This is a genomic window from Paraburkholderia sp. BCC1884 (assembly GCF_900996225.1).
Lineage (GTDB): Bacteria > Pseudomonadota > Gammaproteobacteria > Burkholderiales > Burkholderiaceae > Paraburkholderia.
On the sequence record NZ_CAAJGL010000134.1, the window covers coordinates 272,359 to 285,775 of the forward strand.

General features: G+C 63.8%; 11 protein-coding genes. All 11 read right to left on the reverse strand.

Annotation, left to right across the window (positions count from 1 at the left end; all coding sequences use genetic code 11):
• Positions 1-152: 152 nt before the first annotated feature.
• Positions 153-1,001 carry a hypothetical protein gene (locus tag FQ705_RS30545; RefSeq protein ID WP_144148185.1) on the reverse strand — a complete coding sequence of 283 codons (849 nt, stop codon included), beginning with the start codon at positions 999-1,001 and terminating at the stop codon, positions 153-155.
• Between the two features lie 316 nt (positions 1,002-1,317).
• Positions 1,318-3,429 (reverse strand): ABC transporter ATP-binding protein, encoded by a 2,112-nt coding sequence (locus FQ705_RS30550; protein ID WP_144148187.1) that lies wholly within the window; start codon positions 3,427-3,429, stop codon positions 1,318-1,320.
• Complete coding sequence (locus FQ705_RS30555; protein WP_144148189.1) at positions 3,426-4,304, reverse strand: ABC transporter permease; 879 nt, start codon at positions 4,302-4,304, stop codon at positions 3,426-3,428. The genes FQ705_RS30550 and FQ705_RS30555 overlap by 4 nt, the downstream gene beginning before the upstream one ends.
• Positions 4,301-5,311 (reverse strand): ABC transporter permease, encoded by a 1,011-nt coding sequence (locus FQ705_RS30560; protein ID WP_144148192.1) that lies wholly within the window; start codon positions 5,309-5,311, stop codon positions 4,301-4,303. The genes FQ705_RS30555 and FQ705_RS30560 overlap by 4 nt, the downstream gene beginning before the upstream one ends.
• Before the next feature lie 30 nt (positions 5,312-5,341).
• Positions 5,342-7,006, reverse strand: a complete 1,665-nt coding sequence (locus FQ705_RS30565; protein WP_144148194.1) for an ABC transporter substrate-binding protein — start codon at positions 7,004-7,006, stop codon at positions 5,342-5,344.
• A 153-nt stretch (positions 7,007-7,159) separates the two neighbouring features.
• Entirely contained in the window at positions 7,160-8,182 is a 1,023-nt protein-coding gene (locus FQ705_RS30570) for a HoxN/HupN/NixA family nickel/cobalt transporter (protein WP_144148196.1), read from the reverse strand.
• Positions 8,183-8,201: 19 nt separating this feature from the next.
• Positions 8,202-8,717 (reverse strand): cupin domain-containing protein, encoded by a 516-nt coding sequence (locus FQ705_RS30575; protein WP_144148198.1) that lies wholly within the window; start codon positions 8,715-8,717, stop codon positions 8,202-8,204.
• Positions 8,718-8,916: 199 nt separating this feature from the next.
• Positions 8,917-11,022: an elongation factor G gene (gene fusA / locus FQ705_RS30580; protein ID WP_144148200.1), complete on the reverse strand. Its 2,106-nt coding sequence runs from the start codon at positions 11,020-11,022 to the stop codon at positions 8,917-8,919.
• A gap of 320 nt (positions 11,023-11,342) precedes the next feature.
• Positions 11,343-11,849 carry a DUF192 domain-containing protein gene (locus FQ705_RS30585; protein ID WP_144148202.1) on the reverse strand — a complete coding sequence of 169 codons (507 nt, stop codon included), beginning with the start codon at positions 11,847-11,849 and terminating at the stop codon, positions 11,343-11,345.
• Positions 11,850-11,994: 145 nt separating this feature from the next.
• Complete coding sequence (locus tag FQ705_RS30590) at positions 11,995-12,192, reverse strand: hypothetical protein (RefSeq protein WP_144148204.1); 198 nt, start codon at positions 12,190-12,192, stop codon at positions 11,995-11,997.
• Positions 12,193-12,636: 444 nt separating this feature from the next.
• The gene (locus tag FQ705_RS30595) at positions 12,637-13,206 is read right to left on the reverse strand and encodes a pseudouridine synthase (RefSeq protein WP_144148206.1); all 570 of its coding nucleotides are present in this window, start codon (positions 13,204-13,206) and stop codon (positions 12,637-12,639) included.
• Between the last annotated feature and the right edge of the window lie 211 nt (positions 13,207-13,417).

The window sequence follows — 13,417 nt, forward strand, 5'->3', positions numbered from 1 at the left end:
TCCGGTCACCTGATGCGACCGGCCTCGGGCGGTGACGCTCGACCGGGGGATCGAGACATCACCGCCGATGCCGGCGGGTCGTGGACCGCGTGCGCAGCATGTCGTTTGCGGGGGTAGGGCGCGGGGGCCCCCTACCTGGGAACGGGCCAATGCTAGTGCCCGTTTCCTCCGCCATTGCCATTGCCGCCACCGCCGCCGCCACCCTTGCCACCGTGACCGCCGCCGAAGCCTCCGCCAAAGCCTCCGAAGCCGCCACCGAAGCCACCGCCAAAACCGCCACCAAAGCCACCGCCTTTACCACCGGATGGGCCGCCGCTGGAGCCTCCACAGCCGCAACCGCTGCTCCCGCCGCTGCCGCTGCTTCCGCCTCCGCTGCTGCTTCCTCCGCTACTTCCACCACCGCTGCTTCCGCCGCCGCTGCTGCCACCGCCGCTGCTTCCACCGCCGCTGCTTCCACCGCCGCTGCTTCCGCCGCCACTACTTCCACCGCCATTGCTCTTGCCGCCGCCCGAGCTCGATCCGCCGCTGCCGCTACCGCTGCCCGAGCCCGCTGCGCCCGCTGCGCCGGCCGCGCCGCCGGCATTACCGTTCGACCCGCCGGCGCTGTTGCCCGAACTCGCCGCGCCGCTATTGCCGTTGCCGCTACCGCCGCCGGTCTGATGGCAATCGCTGAAGGCGCCCCCGCCGCAATCGCGCGGACGGAACAGAGCGGCAGCGTCGTCGGCGGCGCTGGTGTCGCCGGGCGCGGCCGCAGCTGCGATCCCACTCGAGCCTGCCGCGGTCGCCGAGTCGTTCTGCGCGACTTGCGCGACAGGTTCCGCATGCGTCAGCGTACGTACCTCACTGGCGGCGAGCGGCGCATCGGCGGCTATGATCCATCGAGGAATCACATCATTCGATGCCGGGTAGGCTGCGCCCGTCGCCAAGGTCACGACTGCCGCGACGACCGCGGTACTCCGTAGTACCCCGAAGTAGTATCGATTGACTATTGTGTTTTTCATCACATCTCTCCCGAGGGAACGCCGGCACCTCGTAGCCGCCATCTCTCACGCTGATTCTGTGACGACCGGTCCTGTCTTGCTGCAGTCCCTCGTCGCTCCCCGAGTCTGTTACCGTCGCCGGTCCGCTTCCTTCGTTGTGCTGGTCGAGCCGGATTGGCCCCGACTGTCTGGACCATACTTAGCGATATCCGTGCCATTGCTCGCAAACCCTTGCGGCAACAGGCATCGAATGAGCGTGTGCGATGCAGACGGTCAAAAAACGCATGAAAACGTTTCGACGATGAAACGCGGCGCCGCCAGCGCGTCGGAAGTCGCGTTATTCGTTGCGCGCTTCGCTGCGCGAAACCGACTGCAACACGCGCAGTTCGTCGACAGGAATGTGGCAGCGAATTCGATGCGCAGATGGCGAGCCGGTCTTGCCGGCGTCTGCATCGAGGAAGGGCGGGTCCTGCTGTTCGCAGATCGCCCCGAGCTTGCGCGGGCAGCGCGTGTGAAAGACGCAGCCCGACGGCTGCAATGCGGCGCCCGGCAGTTCGCCGGACAGACGGATGCGGGCCGGCTCGTTGCTGCCGTCGAGTGTCGGCATGGAAGAGAGCAGCGCCTCGGTATACGGATGCCGCGGCCCGTCGAACACGGCGGCGGCTGGTCCGACTTCCAGCAGCCTGCCGAGATACAGCACGGCGATGCGATCCGCCAGATACCGCACCACGTTCAGGTCGTGCGAGATAAAAACGTAACTCACGCCGCGTTCGCGCTGCAGATCGGCAAGCAGGTTGAGAATCGCCGCCTGCACGGACACGTCGAGCGCGGACGTCGGCTCATCGCAAACCACCACGCGCGGATCACCCGCAAACGCGCGGGCAATCGCCACACGCTGTTTGAGCCCACCCGATAGTTGCCGTGTGCGCGAGCCGAGATATCGCTCCGGCAAACGCACGGCGGCGGTCAAGGTGGCGAGCCGTTCGTCGATGGCAACGCCCCGCAACGGCGTCAGGCGCGACAGCGCACGCCCGATCAGGCGTTTGACCGAATGCGCGCGATTGAGCGCCGAGTCCGGATTCTGGAACACGATCTGCAGCGACTTGACCTGCTCGTCGTTGCGTCGCGTGACGCGTGCAGCCAGCGGCGCCCCGTCGAGTTCGAGCGTGCTGCCCGCGTCCGGCGCGAGCAGGCCGAGCATCAGCTTGGCAAGGGTGGTCTTGCCGCTGCCCGATTCGCCGACGAGTCCAAGCGTTTCGCCGCTGGCAAGCTCGATCGAGACGTCGTCGACGGCGCGCAATGGTGTGCCGGAGACGTGAAACGTCTTCGAGAGTTGCGCCGCGCGCAGCACGATTGTTCGAGATGCACCGTTGCGACCTGCGGGCACGGCCTCGGCGCTCGCACGCGGCAATTCAATCGCCCGTTCGTGATAGTGGCAGCGGGCCATCTGATCGCCGTGCGCCGCGCTCACGCGATAAGGCGGGGGCGCTTCGCGGCGGCAGCGATCGTCGGCGAGACGGCAGCGCTCGGCATAGATACAGCCTTGCGTGACCGAGCCCGGCGGCGGCAGACTGCCGGCGATCGTATCGAGCCGCCCGGTCGCCTTGTTGCGGGCCACCGTGGGCAGGCAACGCAACAAGCCGACCGTGTACGGATGACGTGGCCGCGCAAACACGTCCTGCGTCGCGCCTTCTTCGACGAGCTTGCCCGCGTACAACACGCCGACGCGTTCGCACATGCGCCCGATCACCGCGAGGTTGTGACTGATGAACAGCACTGCCGTGCCGAACTCCTGACGCAACTGCGCGATGAGGTCGAGCACTTCCGCTTCGACGGTGGCGTCGAGGCCGGTGGTCGGCTCGTCGAGAATCAGCAGCGCGGGGTTCGAGGCGAGCGCCATCGCGATCACCACGCGTTGCTGCATGCCGCCCGACAACTCATGCGGATAGCTGTCCATCACGCGCTCAGGTGCCGCGATGCGCACGCGTTCGAGCATCTCGCGCGTGCGCACGAGCGCTTCGCCATGCGCCATACCGGTCGCTTCGAACGCTTCGGAGACTTGCCGTGCGATGGTGAGCGACGGATTCAGCGCGCGCCCCGGGTCCTGATAGACCATCGACATCTCGTTGGCGCGCAGGCTGCGCAATGCGTCGGCGTCGAGCTTCTGCACGTCTTCGCCGGCGACGAGAATCTTGCCGGCCTTGATCTTGCCGTTGCGCGGCAGATAGCGCACGGCGGCCATCGCCACGGTCGATTTTCCGCAGCCCGATTCGCCGACGAGACCGTACGCTTCGCCGCGCCGTATGCGAAACGACACGTCCTGCAGCACTTCACGATCGCGGCCGCGCATCCGGTACGTGACGCTCAGACCGACGACGGTCAGTGCATCGGTGCGGTCGCTCTTCGAGACATCGAAGGCGGGGAACGAGGCGGGCGGCGTGGCGTTCATCGGTCGAGCACGCCTTGTACGCTATCGGCGATCAGATTCACGCCCACGACGAGCGAGGCGATCGCACCGGCTGCGAACACCACGGTCCACCATGCACCGCCCGCCATCAGCGTGTACGACTCGGAGAGCGCGAGCCCCCAGTCGGCAGAGGGCGGCTGAATGCCGAAGCCGAGAAACGACAGCGTGGCGACTGCAAAGATCGCATAGCCGAGCCGCACAGTCGCCTCGACGATGATCGGCGGCAGCACGTTGGGCAGGATCTCGGCAAACATGATGTAGGGCGCGTGTTCGCCTCGCAGTTGCGCGGCGGCGACGTAGTCGAGATGACGCTCGGCAAATACGGCGGCGCGGACGGTGCGCGCGGTGATCGGCGTGAAGGTGATGCCGATCACGAGAATCACCGTCAGATTCGATGCGCCGACTGCGGCCAGTGCAAGCAGCGCGACGATCACGAGCGGCAAGGCGAGCACGGCGTCGATCGCGCGGCCGACCACGTTGTCGACCCAGCCTTCGAAGTAACCGACGATCAAACCCAGCGCGGTGCCCGCCAGCGTGCCGAGCAGCGTGGCGAGCGGCGCGATGGTCAGGATGTCGCGCGCGCCGACGATCACGCGCGAGAACACGTCACGGCCGAGCTGATCGGTGCCGAACCAGTGGGTGGCGTCGGGCGGCGTCAGCGAGTTGAGCGGATCGGAGGCATACGGATCGAGGCGCACGATCCATTGGCCCGCGAGCGCACAAACGATCCACCAGCCGACGATCACGACGCCCACCACGAAGGTCGGCGAACGCAGCAGCACCCGCAACCGGTCGAAACGCGGCTCGCGCGGCGCGGTTTGAGTGGGCGGCACGGCGGGCGGAGTGACGGTGCTCATTCGGCGCTCCTCACCCGCAAGCGCGGATTGAGCAGAACATGCAGCGCATCGGCGACGAGGTTGGCGACGGTATAGACCACGCCGATCGTCAGCACACCGGCTTCGAGCATCGGAAAGTCCTTCGCCTTGGCGGCGTTGTAGATCAGCGAGCCGATGCCCTGATAGTGGAACAGCGTCTCGACCACCACGAGGCCGCCGATCATATAACCGAGCTGCGTCGCCGCGACGGTGATGGTCGGCAGCAAGGCATTGCGCAATACGTGCCGCCAGATTACGACGCGCCGCGGCAGTCCTTTGAGAATCGCGGTGCGGGTGTAGTCGGCGTCGAGCGCTTCGACGGTGCCGGCGCGTGCCATGCGCGCGATGTAGCCGAAGAACACCAGCACCAGCGGGAGGATCGGCAGGATCAGGTGGCGCAATTGTTCGAGCACGCTCGCCTCAGGTGCATACGACGCCTCGATCGGCAGCCAGCGCAGCCATACGCCAAACACCAGAATCAGCACGATCGACGAGACGAATTCCGGCACCACGGTCGCGGACAAACCGGCAATGCTGATCGTGCGATCGAGCCAGCGTCCCGCGTGCATCGCCGACCATACGCCGCCCGCAATGCCGAGCGGCACGACCACGATGAACGCGAGCAAGCCGAGTTTCGCGGAATGCGCGAGCGCGTCGGCGATAAAAGGCCCGACGGGTTCGCGATATGCATACGAGAGCCCCATGTCGCCGCGCACGAAATGCGCGATCCAGTCGACGTACTGCGTCATCAGCGGACGATCCGCGCCGAGCTGATGATTGAGCGCCGCGACCGCGCGCGCATCGGCAAGCGGCCCCAGCACCGCGCGGCCGATATCGCCAGGCAGCAACTGGCCGCCCGCGAACACGATCACCGACAATAGCCAAAGCGTGATCAGCGAGAGGCCGACGCGGGTGGCCAGAAAGCGCACCACGCGAGCCGCATTGCCGCGCGAAACCGGGGCGACGGGAGAGGGCGCGTGGGTCGACATCGTGAGCTCCTGCCGTGAACGTGTCGACGCTTACGCGCTCAACACCGCACGGTCGAAGTAGAGTTGCGCGAGCGCGGTGAAGCGCACGCCGTTCACGCCCTTGCGCATGGCGATCAGTTGATCGTAGAAGAACGGAATGATGATCGGCGTTTCGTCGAGCAGTAGCGTCTGGATCTGTCCGGAGATTTTCTTTTGCGAGCCGAGATCGATCGCGGCCACGAATTGCGCGACCAGTCGATCGTATTGCGGATTCCTGAAGTGCGCGGCGTTCCACGTGCCAGTGCTGACGAGCGGCGCATTCAGAAACACGTTCGGCACGCCGCGATGACCGTAGTCGGTGATGCCGAGCGGCGAATCGAGCCAGTCCGATTTGCCGGGCGTGCCCGCGCCGTAATAGAGCGACTGGCTTTCCACCTTCAGATTGATGCGCACGCCGATCGCCTTCGCCGCGTTCTGCACGACCACCGCGAGGTCGGGAATCTCCATGTATTTTTCGGTGGTGAGCGTGACGTCGAAGCCGTTCGGCACGCCGGCTTGCGCCAGCAACTGTTTCGCTTTGGCGACATCGAGCTTGCGCTGCGGGATGCCCGCATCCGACGACGGAAACACCGGCGCGAACGGACTGTCGTTGCCCAGTTGCGCACGTCCCTTGAAGAGACCGCGCACCAGCACGTCGCGATCGATCGACAAGGCCAGCGCCTGGCGCACGCGCTTGTCCTTGAAGAGCGGATTGTCGTTGCGCATATGAATCTGCCGATGCGCGCTCGATTTCACGCCCACCGCCTTGAAGTCCGGATTGTTCAGGATGCCGGCGCCGCCCTGCACGGTGAAGGTGCCCATCACATCGGCCTGATGGCCTTGCAAGGCAAGCAGCTGGGCCTGCTCGTCGGCGTAGAACGAGAACTGTACGCGCTGCGGTAACGCTTTCTCGCCCCAGTAGTCGGGATTGCGCACGAACGATGCGCCGACCTTCGGCTGATACTTTTCGAGCTTGAACGGACCCGTGCCGATGAACGATTTTTCATAGCCGCCCGCGTAGTTCGCGGGCAGGATCACGCCGTTGTAGTTATCCGATGAAACGTAGTACGGGAAGTTGCCGTTCGGTGCATCCAGATGGAAGGCGACCGTATGGTCGTCGACCACTTTCGCGCCGCCCTTGGACAACACGCCCTTGAGCACCGAGAGCGCCGCCGAGCCGCTCGCCGGATCGGCGAGGCGGTCGAAGGTGGCGACCACGTCTTTGGCGCTGAAGCTCTGACCGTCGTGGAACTTGACGTTCTCGCGCAGCTTGAAGGTCCACACGTCGCCTTTATCGTTCGGTTTCCACGAGAGGGCGAGTGCGGGCTTCAGCACGAGTTTTTCGCCGTCGTCGTCGATCAGGAATTCGCCGGTCTGGTTCAGCAGGGCGAGGCTCGCTGCATCGGTCACGGTGAGCGGATCAACCGCTCCGGCCGGTGTCAGATGGGCGACGCGGATCGTCTGATTCGACGCGGCAGCCGTGCCTTGCGCTCGCGCACGCGGCGCGTTCAGCACGCCCGCGCCGGCTAGCGACAAACCGATCACGCTGGCATAGCGCAGCAAGTCGCGGCGCGTGATGCGGCCGGCGGCGCATTCGTCGAGAGCGTGGTTGCCGTAGGCGTCGGCGGTGAGGCGGGCTGCGTCGAGCGCGAGGAGTCGGTCCGCGGGAGTCTTCATCGATGGAGTGTCCAGTCCGTTCTGTTGCCGGTTCTGAAAGGCCGCGCTGATGCGCGGCGGGCTACGTTAATGCGGCATGACCACGCCGCGAGGCGCTGGCCGTGCCAAGCGGGCTCAGTGTAAGCGATTGCTCGCGGATTCGGGGGCGCTGCCTCACTCCGCAATAACGGTGCCCGGGCGACGCCAGCGGTGAAACAGCACCGAGCCGATCCAGCATGCCATGAAGGCCGCGATGATGCCGTAGCCGAGCGCGCCGAAATGGTCGTTCACGCTGCCGATCGCGTCCCAGACGCCGCCGTTCAGACCGAGCTTGTCCGACAGCAGTCCGAGTGCTTCCACGCCGCCGATCGCAATCGCCACCAGCGCCGAGACGAAGGTGATGCTCGCGTTGTAGTAGAGCTTGCGTTTGGGGTCGTCCATGGCCCAGCCGTAGGCGTGGACCATCAGCACGTTATCGGTCGAATCGACCAGCGTCATGCCCGCCGTAAAGAGCGCCGGAAACACCAGAATCGAATACAGCGGCAGACCCTTGCCGGCTTCGGACGCGGCGATGGCGAGCAGGCCGATCTCGGTCGCGGTATCGAAGCCGAGACCGAACAGCACGCCGACCGGGTACATGTGCCAGCTTTTCGTGACGAGCCGGAACAGCGGGCGCAACGCGCGTGAGAAGAGACCCGCTGGCGCGATCGATTCCGGCGCTGGAACAGGCAAATCGCCGTCGCGTTGTACGTGACGATAACGCCGCCAGACATCGTGCAAGATCATGAGGTTCACGCACGCCAGCACCAGCAGGAAGGTCGCGGAGACCAGCGTGCCGATCGTGCCGCCCACCGCCTTGAAGGTCTCGAAGCGTCCATGCAGCGAATGCGCGGTCCACGCAATGCCGACCGTCGCGAGGATCACGATCGTGGAGTGGCCGAGCGAGAACGACAGGCCCACGCCGAGCGGGCGCTTGCCGGCCTGCATCAGCTTGCGCGTGACGGTGTCGATCGCGGCGATGTGATCGGCGTCGACCGCATGGCGCAGGCCGAAGCCATACGCGAGCAAAGCGGTGCCGAGCAGCAACGGGTAATGGCGAAATGCGATCAGCGCCCACGCCCACGCGCCGAGGTTGGCGGCGATCAGAACGGCGTACAGCGTGAGCAGGCGAGGGCGCAGCGAGGCAGTCGGCGTCATGAGTCGCGTGGCAAAGAAGTTAGTGGTCGTGCGGATGCTTGTGAATCGGGTCGACCCAGAATACGGTTTCGGGGGCTTCCACGGCGTCGATGTTCAGGTTGACCACCACCGCCTCGTTGTCGCTGCGTACCAGCACGCATTCGAGCGGATCGTCGGTGCTCGCGTTGATTTCCTGATGCGGCACATACGGCGGCACGAAGATGAAGTCGCCGGGGCCGGCTTCCGCGGTGAACTCGAGATGCTCGCCCCAACGCATGCGCGCCTGGCCGCGCACCACGTAGATCACGCTTTCGAGCGCGCCGTGATGATGTGCGCCGGTCTTCGCATTCGGATGGATCGTCACGGTGCCGGCCCAGATCTTCTGCGCGCCGACCCGTGCCGCATTGATCGCGGCGGCGCGGTTCATGCCGGGCGTTTGCGCGGTGTTGCTGTCGAGCTGGTCGCCCTTGATGACCTTCACGCCGTGTTCGCGCCAATCCACCGGACCAGCCGGCGGCACGTCCTTGTAATGCGGGTGTTCGTGATCGTGGCTCATCGTGTGTCTCCTCGTGGGCGCAAGTCCCGGCGATCGGTGCGGCGCCTGCTGGCATTTTTGCACGTTCAAAAACGTCTGTGTGAACCGGCTGTGCAAGCCGTGCCGGCAAAAAAAAAGCCCGTCCACCACGGACGGGCTCTGAGCGTCAGCCTGAAACGTGCGCTATCGGTTAGACATGACGCACGGCTCGACGCAGTGCTTACTTATGCTTCGCGTTGATCACCGCTTCGGCGACGTTGTTCGGCGTTTCCGCGTAGTGCTTGAACTCCATCGTGTACGTAGCGCGACCTTGTGTCGCCGAGCGCAGCGAGGTCGAATAGCCGAACATCTCCGCGAGCGGGACTTCGGCGCGCACCAGCTTGCCGCCACCGCCGGCGATGTCTTCCATACCCTGCACGAGACCGCGACGGCTCGACAGATCGCCCATCACGTTGCCCATGAAGTCTTCCGGCGTTTCGACTTCGACGGCCATCATCGGTTCGAGCAGCACCGGTTTGGCTTTACGCATCGCTTCCTTGAAGGCCATCGAGCCGGCCATACGGAACGCGTTTTCGTTCGAGTCGACGTCGTGGTACGAACCGAAGGTCAGCGTGACCTTCACGTCGACCACCGGATAGCCCGCCAGCACGCCGGCCTTCAACGTTTCCTGAATGCCCTTGTCCACCGCCGGAATGTACTCGCGCGGAATCACGCCGCCCTTGATGGCGTCGACGAATTCGTAGCCCTTGCCTTGCGGCGCCGGCTCCAGCGTGACGACTGCGTGGCCGTACTGGCCGCGACCGCCCGATTGCTTGACGAACTTGCCTTCGACGTCTTCGACCTTGTTGCGCACCGTTTCGCGATACGCGACCTGCGGCTTGCCGACCGTGGCTTCGACGCCGAACTCGCGCTTCATCCGGTCGACCAGAATTTCCAGGTGCAGCTCGCCCATCCCGGAGATGATCGTCTGGCCGGATTCTTCGTCGGTCTGCACGCGGAACGACGGGTCTTCCTGCGCCAGGCGGTTCAGGGCGATGCCCATCTTTTCCTGGTCGACCTTGGTCTTCGGCTCGACGGCCTGCGAGATCACCGGCTCCGGGAAGATCATCTTTTCGAGGATGATCACGTTGTTCGGATCGCACAGCGTGTCGCCGGTCGTCGCTTCTTTCAGGCCGACGGCGGCGGCGATGTCGCCCGCGTAAACCTCTTTGATTTCCTTGCGCTCGTTGGCGTGCATCTGCAGGATCCGGCCAAGGCGTTCCTTCTTTTCCTTGATCGCGTTGTAGACCGTGTCGCCCGAATTCACCACGCCCGAATAGACGCGGAAGAAAATCAGCTGGCCGACGAACGGGTCGGTCATGATCTTGAAGGCGAGCGCGGAGAACGGATCGGTGTCGGTCGGATGACGCTCGATCTCCTTGTCGTTCTCGTCGTGACCGGTAATCGCGGGCACATCCACCGGCGACGGCAGATAGTCGATCACCGCGTCGAGCATGGCTTGCACGCCTTTGTTCTTGAACGCGCTGCCGCACAGCATCGGCACGATTTCATTGGCGATACAGCGCGTACGAATACCGTGCTTGATTTCCTCTTCGGTCAGCGTCTCGCCGCCGAGGTATTTTTCAAGCAGTTCTTCATTCGCTTCGGCGGCGGCCTCGACCATCTTGTCGTGCCATTCCTTCGCCGTGTCCGCGAGTTCCGCCGGGATATCGCGGTACTCGAACTTGATGCCCTGGTTCTCTTCTTCCCAGTAGATCGCCTTCATCTTGACCAGATCGACCACACCCTGGAAATGATCTTCCGCGCCGACCGGAATCTGGATCGGCACCGCGACACCCTTCAGACGATCGCCGATCTGACGCTGCACGCGGAAGAAGTCCGCGCCCACGCGGTCCATCTTGTTGACGAACGCGATGCGCGGCACCTTGTACTTGTTCGCCTGGCGCCACACGGTTTCCGATTGCGGCTGCACACCGCCGACCGAGTCGTACACCATGCACGCGCCGTCGAGCACACGCATCGAGCGCTCCACTTCAATCGTGAAGTCGACGTGTCCCGGTGTGTCGATGATGTTGATGCGGTGTTCGGGATAATTGCCGGCCATGCCCTTCCAGAAAGCGGTGGTGGCCGCCGACGTGATGGTGATGCCGCGCTCCTGCTCCTGCTCCATCCAGTCCATCGTTGCCGCGCCGTCGTGAACCTCGCCGATCTTGTGGGTCACGCCTGTGTAGAACAGGATGCGTTCAGTGGTGGTGGTTTTGCCGGCGTCGATGTGAGCGCTGATGCCGATATTCCGGTAGCGCTCGATGGGAGTCTTGCGGGGCACGTGAACCTCCTTGGAATGGCGCGCCTGAAACGCTTGCCGGGCGGCAGTCTGTGCTGCCCGGGGAGCTGGAGTGCTGCTTTACTAAGATTACTAGGATAGCGCGTCGGCCCGGCTTTTGCAGGAATCTTGCCCGCCGGGCGCGAGGGCCGGCGGGCGGGACGTCGGCCGCCAGAAGCGCGCGTGTGGCAACGATATGGGGACGCGCGTCCATTAAAAAAGCCGGCGCCTCGTAAAAGGCGCCGGCTTTCTGAAAAGCGGCGGGATGGTGCGGCTTGCTGCGCGTGTTGGTCGCAGGCTTCTTGCGCGTGCTGACGAACGGTTTATTGCGCAGCCGGCAAGCCCTGGATCTTCATGCCCGGTTTGATGCCTTTCGACGTGAACCAGCCTTTGCTCATTTCCAATGCATACACGCCGTTGTTCTTCGGGCAGTGATTGTTGGTGGTCTCGGCGTCCATCTCGTCGACGTCGGTGACCGTGCCGTCGGCGCGCATGAAAGCGATCGACAGCGGGATCAACGTGTTCTTCATCCAGAAGCAATGCACGGCGTTCTCGTTGAAGACGAACAGCATGCCTTCGTTCGGCGCGAGAGTGGTGCGATACATCAGACCTTGCTCGCGGTCCGCATCGTTCGAGGCGACGGCGGCATCGATCACGAACATGCCCGCGGTCAGCTTGGCGCGCGGGAATTCGCTGGGCTGCTTGGCGCCCGGCGGCATCTGCTGCGCCTGAGCCGGCGCGGCGGTAGTGGCGACGAACGACAACGCAGCGAGCGGCAGGGCAACGGCAACAGCGAAACGCGCAATCAACGAGCGCATGGGAAATCGCACGGCATGACTCCTTGCTGGAAATTAACCCGCGAATGTTACGCGAGCGCGTCAAAAACAAAAAGGCAGATCGCCTTGCGGTGATCTGCCTTTCAACGCCGTAAGAACGGCAATGAAGCTATTCGTTCTTGACTGCGTTTTTACAAACTTACTCCGAAGCTGCCGAAGCGGCTGCTGCAGCAGCTGCCTTCTTGTGCGACTTCTTGTGCGTTGCCTTCTTCGTGGTCTTCTTTGCCGACGAAGCTGCTGCTGCCGGAGCTGCCGAAGCTGCCACCGGTGCCGATGCTTGTGCGAATGCTGCCGTTGCGAAGAGGCCAGCGACCAGAGCGGCGATCAGTTTGTTCATTTTGTAAATCCTCAGCTTTAGTAAATTAACCAAATGACCCGGTTATATGAGAGTCATGTCGGTAAACGTGCCATCCACCTTTCGGTTGACAGCCGCATCGAACAATTTTTTCGAGGCGTCTGCTTAGCGCTCAGACTCCCTGCACTAACCACGAGAACGGCTTGCGCAAAGGCCCTTAAGGCTGAATGCCGGACAGCTTTGGGCGGCATCTGCGTCGAATAACGCGTGAGCTCGTGCACCGGTTGACGTAATTTTTCTGGAAAATTTATATGAGGTTGAGCTAAAGCAAATCGCTTCGTACGTGATTCTCGGACTCACACTTGTTTCACGCTTTTTCGACGGAAGTTTCACGCGCTATTTTGTTTGCGGATACAACGAGTTAGTCTGTTTATCCACAGTTTGAAAAGCAGCTTGAATACGTGCGTGAATGCGTGTGCGGGTGGTTCAGGCGATGCCTTCCCAGGGGGCTTTCAGCGGCAACTCGACGGTTTGGCCCGGTTCGAGGCCAAGAGAAAAAACGTCGAGTGCGCCGATGCCGACACGCACGAGGCGCAGGGTGGGAAAACCCACCGCCGCGGTCATGCGACGTACCTGGCGGTTCTTGCCTTCGGTGATCGACAGTTCGATCCACGTGGTGGGTATCGCCGAGCGCACGCGGATCGGTGGCGTGCGGGCCCATAGGGTGTCGGTCGGTTCGACATACCCGGCGCGGCAGGGGCGTGTCACGTAGTCGCCGAGATCGACGCCACGGGCGAGGTGCTTCAGCGCGGCCTCGTCGACGGCGCCTTCCACCTGGGCCCAATAGCGTTTGACGAGCTTGTGACGGGGTTCGGCGATGCGCGCCTGCAAGGCGCCGTCGTCGGTGAGCAGCAGCAGGCCTTCGCTGTCGGAATCGAGCCGGCCCGCCGGATAGACGCCGGGCACCTTCACCCAGTCGGCGAGCGAGGCACGCGTCTCGTGCGGCGAGAACTGGCAGATGGTGCCGAAGGGCTTGTTGAGGGCGAGGAGGCGCATAGGGAGGTGATTGAAAGTCGCATGCTTCCGGATGCGGTGCCTAGGCGCCGCCGGTCGCCTTGGGGCGGCGGCCGTCCGGTTGTCGAAGGCCGCATCATAAAGCATGCTGCGTCAGCTTAAATTGTATGTCTTATATAAGATATAAGACTGGCTAGCTTGCTGCGCGACCTTTCGTCCATGTTGGAAAACCCCGAGCCGACGCGGCCATGTT

Excerpts from the sequence above, each read along its gene's own strand:
- FQ705_RS30575 (WP_144148198.1), bottom strand. The coding sequence starts at position 8,717 with ATGAGCCACGATCACGAACACCCGCATTACAAGGACGTGCCGCCGGCT.
- FQ705_RS30560 (WP_144148192.1), bottom strand. The coding sequence starts at position 5,311 with ATGTCGACCCACGCGCCCTCTCCCGTCGCCCCGGTTTCGCGCGGCAAT.
- FQ705_RS30545 (WP_144148185.1), bottom strand. The coding sequence starts at position 1,001 with ATGAAAAACACAATAGTCAATCGATACTACTTCGGGGTACTACGGAGT.
- FQ705_RS30550 (WP_144148187.1), bottom strand. The coding sequence starts at position 3,429 with ATGAACGCCACGCCGCCCGCCTCGTTCCCCGCCTTCGATGTCTCGAAG.
- FQ705_RS30590 (WP_144148204.1), bottom strand. The coding sequence starts at position 12,192 with ATGAACAAACTGATCGCCGCTCTGGTCGCTGGCCTCTTCGCAACGGCA.
- FQ705_RS30570 (WP_144148196.1), bottom strand. The coding sequence starts at position 8,182 with ATGACGCCGACTGCCTCGCTGCGCCCTCGCCTGCTCACGCTGTACGCC.
- FQ705_RS30565 (WP_144148194.1), bottom strand. The coding sequence starts at position 7,006 with ATGAAGACTCCCGCGGACCGACTCCTCGCGCTCGACGCAGCCCGCCTC.
- FQ705_RS30595 (WP_144148206.1), bottom strand. The coding sequence starts at position 13,206 with ATGCGCCTCCTCGCCCTCAACAAGCCCTTCGGCACCATCTGCCAGTTC.
- FQ705_RS30555 (WP_144148189.1), bottom strand. The coding sequence starts at position 4,304 with ATGAGCACCGTCACTCCGCCCGCCGTGCCGCCCACTCAAACCGCGCCG.